This window comes from Pseudomonas sp. PDM14, from assembly GCF_014851905.1.
Lineage (GTDB): Bacteria > Pseudomonadota > Gammaproteobacteria > Pseudomonadales > Pseudomonadaceae > Aquipseudomonas.
The window spans coordinates 408,589-423,838 of record NZ_JACVAQ010000003.1; the positions used below are offsets into that span (position 1 = coordinate 408,589).

Genomic DNA, 15,250 nt, shown 5'->3' on the forward strand with positions numbered 1-15,250 from the left:
GCCGCCCGTGATCTCACGCTTCTTCATCGACCGGCCGGTGTTCGCCGCGGTCATATCCATCGTCATCGTGCTCGCCGGCCTCGCCGCCATGCGCGCATTGCCCATCGCCCAGTACCCGCAGATCCTGCCGCCGCAGGTGTCGGTCACCGCCAGCTACCCGGGTGCCAGCGCGCAGGTCATCGCCGAGACCGTGGCTGCACCGCTGGAGCAATCCATCAACGGCGTTGAAGGCATGATCTACCAGCTGTCCAACTCGGCGGCCAGCGGCAGCATGAGCCTGTCGGTGTACTTCGAGGTTGGTCGCGACCCGGACCAGGCCACCATCGACGTCAACAACCGGGTGCAGGCCGCGCTGGCCAAGCTGCCCGAGGAAGTGCGTCGCCAGGGGGTCAAGGTGGAGAAGAAGTCCTCGGACATTCTTCAGGTGATCACCCTCTATTCGCCGGATAACTCCCAGGACCCGGTGTTCATTTCCAACTATGCGCTGATCAACGTGATCGACGAGCTCAAACGCCTGCCCGGCGTGGGCGGCGTCAGCCAGTTCGGTTCCAAGGACTACTCTATGCGCATCTGGCTGCGGCCGGACAAACTGGCGCAGTACAACCTCACGCCCACCGATGTGGTCAACGCCATCCGTGAGCAGAACTCGCAGTTCGCTGCCGGCAGCTTTGGTCAGGAGCCGTTGCAGGTCGAACAGGACTTCACCTACACCGTCACCACCCAGGGCCGCTTCAAGGACCCGAAAGAGTTCGAGAGCGTGATCCTGCGCAGCGATGAAACCGGTGCCAGCCTGCTGCTCAGGGACGTCGCGCGGATCGAGCTGGGTGCCCAGGACTACTCGCTGATCACCTCGCTCAACGGCCAGCAGAACGCCGCGTTCGGTATCTACCTGCAGCCGGGTGCCAACGCGCTGGACACCGCCGAGTCGGTGCAGAACAGCATGAAGCGGCTGGCCGAGCGCTTCCCCGAGGGCATCACCTACAAAATCCCCTACGACACCACCAAGTTCGTCCAGGTCTCCATCGACGAGGTGATCAAGACCTTCTTCGAAGCCCTGCTGCTGGTGGTGCTGGTGGTCTACATCTTCCTGCAGAACTGGCGCGCCACGCTGATTCCGGTGCTGGCGATTCCGGTGTCGCTGGTCGGCACCTTCGCCGGCATGTACGCGCTGGGGTTCTCGATCAACCTGCTGACGCTGTTCGGCATGGTGCTGGCCATCGGCATCGTGGTGGACGACGCCATCGTGGTCATCGAGAACGTCGAGCGGGTGATGAAGGCCGACAAGCTCAAGCCGCGGGATGCCGCGATCAAGGCGATGGAGGAGGTGACCGGGCCGATCGTCGCCATCGTCCTGGTGCTCTGTGCGGTATTCGTGCCGGTGGCGTTCCTTGGCGGTCTGGCAGGGGAGATGTACAAGCAGTTCGCGATCACCATTGCGGTGTCGGTGGTGATTTCCGGCATCGTCGCCCTGACCCTTTCCCCCGCGCTCTGCGCCTTGCTGCTCAAACCCGATCACAGCGAACCGGCGGCGCCGTTCCGGGTGTTCAACCGCTTCTTCGACAAGGTCACGTCCGGCTACAGCGCCGGGGTGCATTTCTTCCTGCGCCGCTCGTTGATCGGCCTGCTGCTGTTCGGCGGGATGATCGCGCTGATCGTCGTGCTGTTCGGCCGCGTGCCCGGCTCGCTGGTGCCGGATGAGGACCAGGGCTACGTGATCAACGCCTACTTCCTGCCGCCGGCGGCCTCGGTGGCGCGCACCGATGCGCTGACCAGCGATTTCACCAAGCAGATCATGGAGCACCCGGCGGTGCAGGACGTGGTCACCTTCGCCGGCTTCGACGTGCTCACCTTCGGCAACCGCACCAACGCCGGGGTGTCCTTCGTGCCGCTCAAGGACTGGTCCGAGCGCACCACCGACGAACTCGATGCGCGCAACCTGACCCGCAGTTTCATGGGCATGGGCATGAGCGAGAAGGATGGCGTGGTGATGTCCTTCAACCCGCCGCCGATCACCGGTATGAGCACCACCGGCGGCTTCGAGGGCTACATCCAGGACCGCAGTGGCGGCAGCATCGAGAAGCTCTCCGAGACCGTGCACGCCTTCATCGCGGCGGCGGCCAAGCGCCCGGAACTGGCCGGCGTGCAAAGTACCTTCAACGCCGACGTGCCGCAGTACTACATCGACCTGGACCGCACCAAGGCGCGCGCGCTGGGGGTGTCGATCAGCGACGTGTTCACCGCCATGCAGTCGACTTTCGGCAGCTACTACGTCAACGACTTCACCCTGTACGGGCGCACCTGGCAGGTCAGCCTGCAGTCCGAGTCCGAGTTCCGCCGCAAACCGGAAGACCTCAGCCAGGTCTATGTGCGCTCCAGCAGTGCGGAGCTGGTGCCGCTGACCTCGCTGATCAAGGTGCGGCGCATTCTCGGACCGGACAGCTTCGCGCGGTTCAACATCTACCCCTCGGCAAAAATCCTCGGCGGCCCGGCACCGGGCTACAGCTCCGGGCAGGCGTTGCAGGCGATGCAGGAGATCGCCAACGACGTGCTGGGCAGCGACTACACCATCGGCTGGATCGGCTCGGCCTACCAGGAACTGGCCACCCAGGGCTCGGGCAGCATGGCGTTCGTCTTCGGCCTGATCATGGTGTTCCTGATCCTCGCTGCGCAGTACGAGCGCTGGACGCTGCCGCTGGCGGTGGTCACCGCGGTGCCGTTCGCGGTGTTCGGCGCGATCCTCGCGGTGTGGCTGCGCGGCATCCAGAACGACGTGTACTTCCAGGTCGGGCTGATCACCCTGATCGGCCTGGCGGCGAAGAACGCCATTCTCATCGTCGAGTTCGCCGTGCTCTGCCGCGAGCAGGGCATGAGCATCTTCGACTCGGCCTACGAGGCGGCCAAGCTGCGTTTCCGCCCGATCGTGATGACCTCGCTGGCCTTCATTCTCGGTTGCGTGCCGCTGGCGATCAGCAGCGGTGCCGGCTCGGCGAGTCGACATTCGATCGGTACCGGGGTAATTGGCGGTATGCTGGCGGCCACATTGCTGGCGACGTTCGTCATCCCGATGTTCTACCTGTTGGTCGAGTCGTTCGCTGCCAAGCTCGACTCGCGGCGCAAGAAGAACCCCGATGCTCCGCACGTCTAGCCATCTGCCTGGTGCTGGCGGGGAGGTCTCGCTGGCGCCGTAGCATCACGTCGGGCCGCGTGGCCCGGCGTTCGTTTCTGGATCGCCCATGAAGTTGTCTGTTCTGCTCATCCTTGGCGCGCTCAGCGCCTTCGGCCCGATGGCCATCGATTTCTACCTGCCCAGTTTCCCGGCACTGGCCATTGCCTTCGCCACCGATGTCGAACACGTGCAGCTGTCGCTCGCCTCCTACTTCGTCGGCATCGCCTTCGGCCAACTGATCTACGGCCCGCTGGCCGATCGCTACGGGCGTCGCCGGCCGCTGCTCGTCGGCGTGGTGCTGTTCAGCCTGGCGTCGTTCGGCTGCGCGCTGGTGCAGAGCCTGGAAGGGCTGATCTTCATGCGTTTCGTCCAGGCCCTGGGCGGTTGTGCGGGGATGGTGATCTCGCGGGCGGTGGTGCGTGACCTGTGCGATCCGCTGGCCTCGGCCAAGGTGTTTTCCAAGCTGATGCTGGTGATGGGCGTGGCGCCGATCCTCGCGCCGCTGGGCGGTGGCCTGCTGCTCAACCTGTTCGGCTGGCAGTCGATCTTCTACGGCCTAATGCTGTTCGGCGGGCTGATCCTGCTGGCAATTCTCTGGTGGCTGCCGGAAACCATGTCGGCCGATACCCCGCACCTGCCGTTGCCCGGCGCCCTGGGTCGCTACGTGACCCTGCTCAAGGACCGGCAGCTGATCGGCCACGGCCTCACCGGCGGTATCGCCATGGCCGGCATGTTCGCCTACATCTCCGGTTCGCCGTTCGTCTTCATCAGCCTCTACGGGCTGTCGCCGGAGGATTACGGCTGGCTGTTCGGCGCCAACGCGGCAGGCTTCATCCTCACCGCGCAGCTCAACGGCTGGTTGCTGCGCCATCGCGGCCCGGCCTACTGGCTCAAACGCACGGTGTGGCTGTACCTGGCGGCGGGCGCGGCGCTACTCGGCGTGGCAATTGCCCAGCCGACGCAGCTCTGGCCGCTGCTGATTCCGTTGTTCCTGTGCATGGCCAGCCTGTCGTGCATCCTGCCCAACGCCTCGGCCTGCGCCATGGCCGGGCAGGGCGCGCAGGCCGGCAGTGCGTCGGCGCTGATGGGATCGTTGCAGTTCGCGGTGGCAGCGTGCGCCTCTTCGCTGGTCGGCGTGCTGCACGACGGCACGGCGCGGCCGATGGCGCTGGTCATCTGCCTGTGCGGCATCGGCACCGTGGCGCTGGCGCTGTTCAGCAGCCGCGGTGCACGATCGTCGACCCTGGATTACTGAGTCAGCTTGCGCTGCGCTTCAGCGGCAGGACGTGCGGTGCGTGCAGGCGTTTTTCCAGGGTGGCGACGAAGGCGCGGGCTTCGCTCTCGCTGGTGAAGCTCACGCCATGCTGGTCCATCTGCACCTGCCAGCGTTGCCCCTGGGCGGTCTGCAGCGGTTTGATCAGGATGTTCATCGGTGGCCTCCGTTGATTGCGGAGGTTGCAGTGTAGTGCGCCCGGGGCGGTTGCTGCTGACCTGTGTCAACCCACCGACTGATGGTCGTTGCGCAGCCAGTTGACCAGGTGGACGGCGCTTAGCGGGCGGCTGAACAGGTAGCCCTGGCACTGCTCGCAGCCCAATTCGCGCAGGGCCTGCAATTGCTCATTGGTTTCCACGCCCTCGGCCAGCACGCGCAGCTTGAGGTTGCGCGCCAGGCCGATGATGGTGGCGACGATCTCCAGGTTGCCCTGATCCTCCGGGACGCCGTGCATGAAGCTCTGGTCGATCTTCAGCTTGTCCAGCGGGAAGCGCCGCAGGTAGGCCAGCGACGAATAGCCGGTGCCGAAGTCGTCGATGGCCAGCTTCAGCCCCAGCGCCTTGAGCGCGATCAGCGTCTCGCGCGCCTGCTCGACGTTGTCCATCAGTGCGCCTTCGGTGATTTCCAGCTCCAGGCAGGCGGCTGGCAGGCCACTGTCGGCGAGGGCGTCGCGCACCTGTTTGAGCAGGTCGGCCTGGCGGAACTGGCGTGGTGACAGGTTGACCGCCAGGGACTGCAGCGTCAGGCCCTGCTGGCGCCAGAACTGCATCTGCCGGCAGGCCTCGCGCAGCACCCAGTTGCCGATCGGCACGATCAGTCCGGTTTCCTCGGCCAGGGGAATGAAGGTGGCCGGGGAAATCATGCCCTGCTCGCTGTTCCAGCGCAGCAGCGCTTCCACGCCGATCGGTGCGCCGCTGGCACTGTCCAGCAGCGGTTGGTAGTGCAGGCTGAATTCGTTGCGTTTGAGCGCCTGGCGCAGCTGCGCCTCCATGGCCAGGCGGGTGTGCGCCTGGTGGGTCAGGCCCTGGGTGTAGAAGCGGAAGGTATTGCGCCCTTCGAGCTTGGCCTGGTGCAGGGCCGCGTCGGCGTTGCGCAGCAATTCTTCGCTGGACAGGCCGTCGTCCGGGTACAGGCTGATGCCGATGCTGGCGCCCAGGTACACCTCGCGGCCATTGTTCAGTTGCAGCGGGCGCTCCAGCAGGTCGAGCAGGTTGCGCGCGATACTCGCCGCTTCCTCTGGGCGCTGCAGGTTTTCCAGCACCACGAGGAATTCGTCGCTGCTCAACCGCGCCAGGGTGTCCTCGTTGCGCAGGCGCTGCTGCAGGCGCCGGGCCACGGCGATCAGCAGTTCGTCGCCGGTCTTGTGGCCGAGGCCTTCGTTGATGGTCTTGAAGTGGTCGAGGTCGAAGAACAGCACGGCGACCCGTTCGCTGTGGCGCTGCGCATGCTCCAGGGCATGGTTGAGACGCTCGCTGGCGTACAGGCGGTTGGGCAGGTCGGTGAGGGTGTCGAAGTGGACCAGATGCGCCAGACGCTCCTGGCTGTCGCGGTACTGGCTGAGGTCGGTGAAGCTGAGCACGTACTGCGGTTGCTGCGGGTCGCCGTCGCGCACGCGACTGATGGTCAACCAGAAGGGAAAGGGCGCGCCATCCTGGCGGGTGCCGGTGAGTTCGCCCTGCCAGTGACCGCTTTCTTCGACCTTGCGCCATAGCGTGCGGTAGCGCGCGCGCTCCACACTGTTGCCCGGGTAGAGCGGCAGGCGCTTGCCCACTGCCTGCTGCGCGCTGAGGCCGGTGATGGCGCTGAATGCCGGGTTGCTGGCGATCACGCGGCGGCGTGCATCGACGATGGCCACGGCCTCCTGGGTGCTGTCGAACACCGTGGCGGCCTGGTGCAGGGCCTGCTCCTGTTCCTTGCGCAGGGTGATGTCCTCGACCACCGAGATGAAGTAGTTGGGCGAGCCGTTGGTGTGGCGCACCAGGGTCGCGCTGAGGTTGGCCCAGAACAGTTCGCCGTCACGGCGGCGATAGCGTTTCTCCAGGCTGTAGCTGGTCACGTCGCCGGCCAGCAGGTGCTGGATCTGTTCGAGGTCACTGTGCAGGTCGTCGGGGTGGGTGATTTCCTGGAAGGTCAGTTCGAGCAGTTCCTCGCGGCTGTAGCCGAGCATCTTGCACAGGCGCTGGTTGACCCGCAGCCAGTGGCCGTCGGGCGCCAGGTGGGCGATGCCGACCGCGGCCTGCTCGAAGGTTGCGCGAAAGCGCAGTTCGCTCTGCAGGCGTTCCTTGTCGCGCTGGTGCTGGCGTACCGCGAGGCCGGCCAGGCGGGTGAACTCGGTGACCAGGGCGATATCCCCCGGCGCCGGGTGTGCCACGCGACGGTAGTAGACGCCGAAGGTGCCGAGCACCTCGCCCTGGTCGTTCTTGAATGGCAGCGACCAGCAGGCACGCAGCCCGGCCTGGGCGGTCAGCTCGCGGTAGGCCTGCCAGTGCGGGTGCTGCTGCAGGTCTTCGGCGATGGCCAGTTCGCCGGTCGCTGCGGCATGCCCGCAGCTGCCGGTCTGCGTCTGCGCGGCGATGCCGTCGACGGCGCGGCTGTAGCTGTTGGGCAGGCTCGGCGCGGAGATCAGGTTGAGCTGACCCTTGTCCAGCAGCATCACCGACACCAGCATTTCCGGGTTCAGGCGTTGCAGGCGCAGGACCATGTCGTCGAGCGTGCGCTGCAACGGCTGCTGGGCGAGCAACTGGTCGAGCACGGCGTTGCGCGCTTCTTGCAGGGCGTGGGTCTGGCGGCGCTCGTGGATGTCGCTGAAGCTGCCGCGCAGGCCCAGGCCGTATTGCGCGCCGGCGGCCAGGCGCAGGGAGATCCAGCGGTGCTGGCCGTCGACTTCGCGCAGGCGGGTTTCGCCCTGCCAGCTGTTGCTCTGGCGGGCGAGGATGCGCGAGATCTCGTGGCCGACCTGTTGCTCGTCGTCCGCCAGGAAATCCAGCAGCGACCGGCCCAGGCTCTCGCGAATGCTGTAGCCGGTGATGGTTTCCCAGGTCGGGTTGAGCAGGGTCAGGCGGCCGCTGCTGTCGGTGAGGAAGATCGCCTCGTGCAACTGCTCGACCAGCTCGCGGTAGCGCGCCTCGCTGGCTTCCAGTTCGCCGTGCGTGCGCTTCTGCTCGCCGAGGTCGATGTCCACGCAGTACATCTCCAGCTGGTTGCGTGCGTTGCGCAGCAAGAGGTGGCTGGAATACACGTGCGCCTCGCTGCCGTCGCGGCGCTGCAGGGTCAGCTCGGCGGCGGGAATCGGTGGGCCGCCGATCATCCAGCTGGTGATTTCGCTGATCACCTGGTGACGCATGGCTGGCGGGATGATCAGGTCCTCGATATGCCGGCCCATCGCCTCGGCCATGCTGTAGCCGTAGAGCTGGGCGCTGGCCTGGTTCCAGAAGATCACCCGGCGCTCGCGGTCGTAACCCTGCACGGCGATGCGCGGTGTCTGCTCGAACAGCTGGCGGAAACGCTGCTCGCTCTCGCGCAGCGCCAGCTCGTCGCGCTTCTGCGTGCTGATGTTCTGCAAGGTGCCGTGGGCATGCCCCCCGGGTTGCAGCGAGCCCCGCAGCATCAGCCACACGGTCGATTCGCTGCTCGGCAGGTTCAGGCGGGCGTTGACCAGCAGCTGGCTGCCGCCTTCGAGCAGGGTCTGCAGACCGCGGTACACGGCGTTGCGGTCGGCGGGGTGCAGCCAGGCGAGCAGTTCGTCGGTGGTGCAGATGTTGTCTTCATCGGGGCGCGCCAGCAGGCGCAGCGCCTCGGCCGACCAGCAGAAGCGGCCGTCGAATTCCCAGGTGCCGAGGCCGGCTTCGCGCTGGGTCTGCTGCAGTTGCAGGGCGCGCTGGCGCAGGCTGTCCTGCAGCAGCTGCTGGGTGCGCTGGTCGTGGCGGGCGATGAGCAGGAGCAGCACGCTGCTGGCCGCGACGAAGATCAGGCCCTTGTAGGTCTGCAGTTCGGCCAGGGTGACCTGGTCATGCACCATCAGCAGCAGGAGCTGATCGCTGAGCAGAATCCACAGCACGCTGAACAGGATGTAGATGACGGCCAGGCGCATCGGCCGGGAGAAGACGGTCTGGCGCATGACGGACCTCGGAACGTGACGAATGAGCCGGCGACCGCTGCTGCGCAGGGAGCGGCGCCCGCCTTGAGTCTAGTCCTTGTTGTCCGGGGTGCCCGTTGCGCCACGCGGGCTGTCGGCCTCGAGTGCCTGCAGGGCTTTCTGCGCGCCTTCGTGCAGCGGGATGCCGATGCCGCGCTGGGCGTTGCCGAGGGACAGTTGGCTGCCCTGCACGCTGCCGCGCTGCAGCCACTGCGCGTCGAGGGAGAACACCTGGCGCACCAGTTCCTCGGCCTCGCGGTTGGTCAGCTGGGTGTCGGTGAGCAGCAGGCTGCTCACCGCCAGGGTCGCAACGGCGGCCGGTTGCTGCGGGTAGGTGCCGGCAGGCAGCTGGAAGGCGAAGGTGCCGGGGCGCTGGTCGACGACCCGCGCAATGGCGTCGGGATCGAGTGGCAGCAGGCGCAGGTCGAGGGCTTCGCTGGCCGCGCGGATCTGGTCGGCCGGGGCGCCGATCACCTGGAACAGCGCATCGAGTTCGCCATCGCGCATGCGGGTCAGCGCCTGTTGCATGTCCAGGGCCGGTGCCGCGGCGAGGTCCTGCACGCCGAGGCCGTGGGCGCTGAGCACCGCCAGCGCGGTGTCGCGCGAGGCCGAGCCGGCGAGGCCGAGGCTGACGCGCTTGTCACGCAGCTCGGCGACGCTGTAGATCTCGCTGTTGCTGCGTACCAGCACGTGCAGCGGTTCCGGGTAGAGGCTGGCGAGGGCACGCAGGCTGATGTCGGCGCCGTCCTTGGCGAACAGCCCGCTGCCGTTGACGGCCTGCTGCGCGACATCACTCTGCGACAGGGCCAGCACCGCTTCGCCGCGGCGCAGCATGCGCAGGTTGTCGAGGCCACCGGCGGTGGTCAGCGGCAGCAGCTCGATGCCCTTGTCGCGCAACACGCCGCTAAGGGCATCGGCGAAGCGCGCGTACTGCCCGGCCTGCGGGCCGCCGGCCATGACGTAACCGCTGTGCAGGCGATTCAGGCGGCCTTGGATATTGTTCAGCGAGCGACCCAGCTCGTCGCGGATGATTGCCCGCTCGCGGTTGCCGCTGTCGCCGAGCTTGAGCGCGGTGCCGATGGCGCTGACCAGCTGTTCGCTGGGCACGCCGCCGGCTTGCTCGGGCATCGGTGCCCGTGGCGCGCTGAAACCCTGTGGCACCACGCTGTGCCAGGCGCCGTCGGCTTGCCGGTAGATCAGGCTGCCGTGCACCTTGAGCTGGTCGCCCCGGTGGTTGCCGCCGTTCTCGATCCCGGAGACGCCGCGCGGGCCGGCACCTAGGGCGCTGATCAGGCTGGCCACGCCGGGCGAGTCCCAGGAGCCGAAGTCCTGGTCCTGCTCGACCCGCAGCTGCGCATCGAAGTACACCACCACCCGCGCTTCGCCTTCCGGAGCATGGGCATCGGTGGCCGAGCCGCGGCGCTGCAGCTCAGTGATGCTCAGCACCTGCGCGGGAAAGGCCTGGGCCAGCTGGCGTTGCAGGTCGGCCTGCAGTTGCGCCTGGTCCGGGCCGCGCGAGCAGGCGCCGAGCAGGAGGGTCAGGGCAAGCAGAAAGAGACGCGGCATGTTCAACCCCCCAGGCCCGGAAAGCTGAGGAAGCCGGTGAGCACCAGCGCATTGAGCAGGTCGACGAGGAAGGCGCCCACCAGCGGCGCGACGACGAACGCCTGCGGCGCTGGGCCGTAGCGCTGGGCGACGGCCTGCATGTTGGCGATGGCGGTGGCCGTGGCGCCGACGGCGAAGCCGCAGAAGGCGGCGGACAGCACGGCGCCTTCGTAGTCACGGCCGCAGCAATTGAATACCACCCAGGTGGAGTAGAGCATGGCCAGCAGCGCCTGGCCGAGCAGCATCAGCAGCAGCGGCCCGGCGACGCTGGCGATCTGGCTGAAGTCCAGGGTCATCATGGTGATCACCAGGAACAGCGAGAGGGTCAACGAGGCCATCAGGCCGATGGCGTTGTCGTTCAGGTGCACGCCCAGCAGCCCGGCGCCATTGCGCAGCACCACGCCGAGCAGCAGGCACCAGAGGAATCCGGGCAGGGTCACCGCGCCCTCGCCAACCAGCCCGGCCAGCAGCGGCCCGCCGACCAGGGCCAGTAGGGTGGCGGCCAGCACCAGGATGAAGTTGCGCGTGTCCACCGGCGGTGCCGCGAGCAGCTCCTCGGCGCTGACGTCATCGCCCTGGGCGCGGCTGCCCCTGAGTTGGTGACGTTTGATCAGCCATTGTGCGACCGGCCCGCCGATGATGCCGCCGACCACCAGGCCGAGAGTGGCGAAAGTCATCGACAACTCCATGATCGACTGCAGGTTGTTCACCTCGGCGAAGCGTTCGGCGTAAGCCGCGCCAGTGCCGTGGCCGCCGACCAGGGTGATGGTGCCGCCCACCAGGCCCATCAGTGGGTGCATGTCGAGGCCCCAGGCGATGGCCACGCCGAGCAGATTCTGCAGGAACAGGAAGGGAATCAGGGCCAGGGTGAACAGCAGCAGGCGCTTGCCGCCCTGCCTGAGCAGCGCCAGGTTGGCCGACAGCCCGACGGCGGCGAAGAAGGCCAGCAGCAGGCTGGGCTTCATGCTCATGTCGAACTGCAGGCTGAGGTTGGCAAAGCGCCCGAGCAGGGCGAAGGCGACGGCGAAGAGTACGCCGCCGGTGATCGGGTCGGGGATGTTGTAGCGCGACAGCACGGGGATCAGCTGGTTGATCACCCGTCCGAGCAGCAAGACCAGCACGGCGACCAGAAGGGTTTCCACGGGTTGCAACGTCACATCGACACTCCTAGGGCGAGCAGGGCGCACGGCGTCGGGGGGTGACGCGGGCGGGCCTGCGGGACGGACAGGAGCAAAGCCTGGCTGCCGTGGTTGACTGGTACATGTCTAGTTAAGGAATGACCGCCTGTCGACCGTGAAGGTTCGCCTGGCGTGCAAATGGAAAGCCTTGCGCTGCGCCTTGGCGGTGGTCCGAACCCCCGTTGCGGTTTCAGTGTCGTGCTCGCGTGCGGGGAGCCAGCCAAGGCGGCAGGTCGTTGGGCTCGGCAGCAAAAGCAAACGCCGCCGGGCCATGGCCGGGCGGCGTTGTAGGGCGCAGCGTGACGAGGGGCGGTGATCAGAAGCCTTCGAGCACGATCTTGCCGCGCGACGTGCCGCTTTCCAGTTGCGCGTGGGCGCGGCGCAGGTTGGCGGCGTTGATGCTGCCGTAGTGCTCGCCGAGGGTGGTCTTCAGCACGCCATCGTCGATCAGTTGGCTGACGCGATTGAGCAGACGATGCTGCTCGCTCATGTCCTCGGTCTGGAACAGCGAGCGGGTGTACATGAACTCCCAGTGCAGCGACAGGCTCTTGCGCTTGAGCTTGACCACGTCGAGCTGCGCCGGGTCGTCGATCAGGCCAAGTTTGCCTTGCGGCGCCAGGGCCTCGACCAGTTGCTCGAAGTGCTGGTCGGTGTTGGTCAGGCTGGCGACGTGGGTCACCTGGGGGATGCCGATGCGCGCCAGCTCGGCGGCCAGCGGCTGGCTGTGGTCGATGACGTGATGCGCGCCGAGCTCGCGGACCCAGGCCTGGGTTTCCGGGCGCGAGGCAGTGCCGATCACCGTGGCGCCGGTGAGTTGCCGCGCCAGTTGCACCAGGATCGAGCCGACGCCACCGGCCGCACCGACGATCAGCAGGGTTTGCTGGGCATTGTTGGGGTTGCCGTCATGACGATGGTTCTCGGCGATCTGCAGGCGCTCGAACAGCAGTTCCCAGGCAGTGATCGCGGTCAGCGGCAGGGCGGCGGCGCGGGCGAAATCCAGCGAGCCGGGCATGCGCCCGACCAGGCGCTCGTCGACCACGTGCAGCTCGCTGTTGGCACCGGGGCGATCCAGGGCGCCGGCGTAGAACACCTGATCGCCGGCGCGGAAGTGGCGCACTTCGTCTCCCACCGCGACGACCACACCGGCCACGTCCCAGCCGAGTACCTTGGCCTCGCCATTGGCAGGCGCCACGTTGCGGCGGATCTTGGTATCCACCGGGTTGACCGAGATGGCTTTGACCTCGACCAGCAGGTCGTGGGGTCCGGGTGTCGGCGCGGCCAGCGCGATATCGAGCAGGGCTTCGGGATGGTCGATGGGCAGGGACTGGTAGTAGGCGATGGCTTTCATGCGTGGGATTCCTTGGGCAGGCTCGGGATGCAAGGCGAACGCAGAGCTTAGGTTCCATAGGAAAAGTCGTCGAGCCAGGGGCCGAGCCCGCCATTTCTGAGCAGGCATCGGCGCTGTGCCGAGCGCTTTTCACATGCAACCGGATGGCGCTGCAGTGAGTGGGGCCATGTTGGTCTATCTCATTGGCGAGAAAAACCAGTGCAGGTTAGAGTCTCTTTCAATCTTATTTTGATAATGGAGGCGGCGATGCTACGCCTGGACGACCTCGAACTGTTTGCCCGTACCGCCGAGCTGGGCAGCTTGTCTGCCGCTGCGCGGGCGTTGGACTGCTCCCCGGCGGTGGCGAGCGCCGCGCTCAAGCGCCTGGAGCAGCAGCTCGAGGCGCGCCTGTTCATTCGCTCCACGCGCAGCCTGCGCCTGACTGCCGAGGGGGAGCAGTTCCTGGCTTACGCCAGTACTGCGCTGCAGAGCCTGGAAGAAGGGCGACAGGCGCTGGCCGGCGGCAAGAGCGCGATCAGTGGTGTGCTGCAGCTGTCGGCACCGTCGGATTTCGGGCGCAACGTGTTGCTGCCCTGGCTCGACGCATTCCAGCGCGAGCACCCGCAGCTGAGCCTGCGCCTGCTGCTCAGCGATCGCGTCACCGACCTGTTCCGCCAACCGGTGGACATCGCCCTGCGCTACGGTGAGCCGGAGGACTCCAGCCTGGTGGCGCTGCCCGTGGCCGCCACCAACCGCCGCGTGCTGTGTGCCGCGCCGAGCTACTTCGCCGCCCACGGTCGCCCGCTGCAGCCGGACGATCTGGCCGACCACAACTGCCTGCTGTACATGCTCGGTGGCCGCGTGCACGAGCGTTGGGCATTCAGCGAAGGGCGGCGCACGGTGAGCGTGACCGTGGCCGGCAACCGTGTCAGCGACGATGCCGATGTGGTGCGGCGCTGGGCCGTGGCGGGGCAGGGCGTGACCTACAAGTCCTGGCTCGACGTGGCGGGCGACGTAAAGGCCGGGCGTCTGACATTGGCCCTGGACGGCTACCTCGGCGAGCCGACGCCGCTGAACCTGATCTGCGCCCATCGTGCGCAGTTGAGCAAGCCGGTGCACCTGTTGCGCGAATTCCTCCAGCAACGCTGCGCCGAGCTGCTGGCGCAGGCGCCCTGGCAGGCACGCTGAAGCCGGGGGTTTGCTGGGTGCTCGGGAGGAGGGTGGTGCAGCCTGCGTTGCCATCCATGGCAGGGTGCGGGTGAGGCGAGTGGGCGGAGCTAGCTGCGCGGCGGCGGTGTGAGCCCGCAACCCTTGAGAATGATGCGTTCGAGGTTGTCGGCGGCTTCGTCGAAGTCGGCCTTCTTCAGGCTGTTCTTGCCGGTGAAGCGGCAGATCTGGCTGGCGAAATCAGCGTAGTGCTGGGTGCTGCCCCAGAGCAGGAAGATCAGGTGCACCGGGTCGATCGGGTCCAGCTTGCCGGCGTCGATCCAGGCCTGGAACACCGCCGCACGGCCGCGGAACCAGTCGCGGTAGTCCTGGGTGAAGTGGCCGCTGAGGTGCTCGCCACCGCTGATCACTTCCATGGCGAAGATGCGCGAGGCCAGCGGCTGGTTGCGCGAGAACTCCAGCTTGGCGCGGATGTAGCTGCTCAGCGCGGCAGCCGGGTCGTCGTCGACGCTCAGGTAGTTGAAGGTCGCGTCCCACTGGTCGAGCACGTTGCTCAACACCGCCACGTACAACCCCAGCTTGCTGCTGAAGTAATAGTGCAGGTTGGCCTTGGGCAGCCCCACCGCCTGGGCGATGGTGTTCATGCTGGTGCCTTTGTAGCCATGGCGGGCAAATTGTTCTTCGGCGGCGGCGATGATCGCTTTTTCGTTCTTCTGGCGAATGCGGCCGGCCGGTTTTCCGGTACTTGGAGGGGGGGAAGCTGGAGCGGGCATGTATAGGTTCCGTACAAAAAACAACGGCAGGGTGTGAACAGATAACCCACGGCGAGTCACGAAACAACCCTCCTGCGTCAAAAACGCGTGCTGTTCAGACGATGGGTTAAAAAATGACCCGAAAACGCCAGAAAACCGACTAATCGCTCAGGTTTTTTACGCTGGAAAGTGATCACAAAGATTCGGTGCAGGCCACGTGGTACGGGCGTTCCAGCTCTATTCAGGTGTCGCTTGCGTTGGCGTGATCAGTCGATACGCCAATGCGCCATCCATTGGCCGTCCGGATCAGGTTGTAGGACTCGCGCCAGCCGCCGAGCACTTCGGCTCGGGCGTCGAGCAGCTCCCAGCTCAGGCTGGCCAGCGCCGCGCCGGCTCCCAGCGGCGTGACCTGTAGCGTGTGGAAACGACAGGCCCTGCAGCCATCGGCGAAGTACTGGTCGACGATGCCCTGAAAGTACGCGCCGATGTCGGCATGACAGGTGAACAGACGGGCCTCGCCCGCCGCATCGAAGGCCAGGTAGGGCGCGGCGTAGCGTTCGGCGATGAGCGTTCCGTCGAACGAGGCGAAGGCGTCTATGAAGGCATCGAAGAATCGCCGCATGGCGTCCTGCATGGCGTCCTGCATG

The 15,250-nt window shown here is 66.6% G+C and carries 10 protein-coding genes; 3 read left to right on the forward strand and 7 right to left on the reverse strand.

Features of this window, described 5'->3' with window-relative positions:
- Positions 1 to 7: 7 nt before the first annotated feature.
- Together IB229_RS21530 and IB229_RS21535 are read left to right on the forward strand one after the other, a co-directional pair.
- The gene (locus IB229_RS21530) at positions 8 to 3,145 is read left to right on the forward strand and encodes an efflux RND transporter permease subunit (RefSeq protein ID WP_318652130.1); all 3,138 of its coding nucleotides are present in this window, start codon (positions 8 to 10) and stop codon (positions 3,143 to 3,145) included.
- Between the two features lie 88 nt (positions 3,146 to 3,233).
- A complete protein-coding gene (locus IB229_RS21535) occupies positions 3,234 to 4,421 on the forward strand; it encodes a multidrug effflux MFS transporter (protein ID WP_192331986.1) in 1,188 nt (395 codons plus the stop codon).
- A 1-nt stretch (position 4,422) separates the two neighbouring features.
- Here the strand turns inward: IB229_RS21535 and IB229_RS21540 are convergent, their stop codons facing one another.
- The 5 genes from IB229_RS21540 to IB229_RS21560 form a co-directional block, all read right to left on the reverse strand.
- Positions 4,423 to 4,596 (reverse strand): hypothetical protein, encoded by a 174-nt coding sequence (locus tag IB229_RS21540; protein WP_192331987.1) that lies wholly within the window; start codon positions 4,594 to 4,596, stop codon positions 4,423 to 4,425.
- Positions 4,597 to 4,662: 66 nt separating this feature from the next.
- Positions 4,663 to 8,556, reverse strand: a complete 3,894-nt coding sequence (locus IB229_RS21545; protein ID WP_192331988.1) for a PAS domain S-box protein — start codon at positions 8,554 to 8,556, stop codon at positions 4,663 to 4,665.
- 69 nt (positions 8,557 to 8,625) lie between these two features.
- Positions 8,626 to 10,140, reverse strand: a complete 1,515-nt coding sequence (locus tag IB229_RS21550; RefSeq protein ID WP_192331989.1) for a TAXI family TRAP transporter solute-binding subunit — start codon at positions 10,138 to 10,140, stop codon at positions 8,626 to 8,628.
- Positions 10,141 to 10,142: 2 nt separating this feature from the next.
- Complete coding sequence (gltS, locus tag IB229_RS21555) at positions 10,143 to 11,336, reverse strand: sodium/glutamate symporter (protein WP_192331990.1); 1,194 nt, start codon at positions 11,334 to 11,336, stop codon at positions 10,143 to 10,145.
- 337 nt (positions 11,337 to 11,673) lie between these two features.
- Positions 11,674 to 12,705, reverse strand: a complete 1,032-nt coding sequence (locus IB229_RS21560) for a zinc-binding alcohol dehydrogenase family protein (RefSeq protein ID WP_192331991.1) — start codon at positions 12,703 to 12,705, stop codon at positions 11,674 to 11,676.
- 246 nt (positions 12,706 to 12,951) lie between these two features.
- Between IB229_RS21560 and IB229_RS21565 the strand changes: the two genes are divergently transcribed.
- On the forward strand, positions 12,952 to 13,872 hold the full coding sequence (locus IB229_RS21565) for a LysR family transcriptional regulator (protein WP_192331992.1): 921 nt from the start codon (positions 12,952 to 12,954) through the stop codon (positions 13,870 to 13,872).
- 89 nt (positions 13,873 to 13,961) lie between these two features.
- Here the strand turns inward: IB229_RS21565 and IB229_RS21570 are convergent, their stop codons facing one another.
- Complete coding sequence (locus IB229_RS21570; RefSeq protein ID WP_192331993.1) at positions 13,962 to 14,624, reverse strand: TetR/AcrR family transcriptional regulator; 663 nt, start codon at positions 14,622 to 14,624, stop codon at positions 13,962 to 13,964.
- Between the two features lie 220 nt (positions 14,625 to 14,844).
- Positions 14,845 to 15,249, reverse strand: a complete 405-nt coding sequence (locus IB229_RS21575) for a hypothetical protein (RefSeq protein WP_192331994.1) — start codon at positions 15,247 to 15,249, stop codon at positions 14,845 to 14,847.
- Between the last annotated feature and the right edge of the window lies 1 nt (position 15,250).

Bases quoted from the DNA above. Each gene is read 5' to 3' on its own strand.
- IB229_RS21535 (WP_192331986.1), top strand. From the start codon at position 3,234: ATGAAGTTGTCTGTTCTGCTCATCCTTGGCGCGCTCAGCGCCTTCGGC.
- IB229_RS21540 (WP_192331987.1), bottom strand. From the start codon at position 4,596: ATGAACATCCTGATCAAACCGCTGCAGACCGCCCAGGGGCAACGCTGG.
- IB229_RS21545 (WP_192331988.1), bottom strand. From the start codon at position 8,556: ATGCGCCAGACCGTCTTCTCCCGGCCGATGCGCCTGGCCGTCATCTAC.
- IB229_RS21550 (WP_192331989.1), bottom strand. From the start codon at position 10,140: ATGCCGCGTCTCTTTCTGCTTGCCCTGACCCTCCTGCTCGGCGCCTGC.
- IB229_RS21560 (WP_192331991.1), bottom strand. From the start codon at position 12,705: ATGAAAGCCATCGCCTACTACCAGTCCCTGCCCATCGACCATCCCGAA.
- IB229_RS21565 (WP_192331992.1), top strand. From the start codon at position 12,952: ATGCTACGCCTGGACGACCTCGAACTGTTTGCCCGTACCGCCGAGCTG.
- IB229_RS21570 (WP_192331993.1), bottom strand. From the start codon at position 14,624: ATGCCCGCTCCAGCTTCCCCCCCTCCAAGTACCGGAAAACCGGCCGGC.
- IB229_RS21575 (WP_192331994.1), bottom strand. From the start codon at position 15,249: ATGCAGGACGCCATGCAGGACGCCATGCGGCGATTCTTCGATGCCTTC.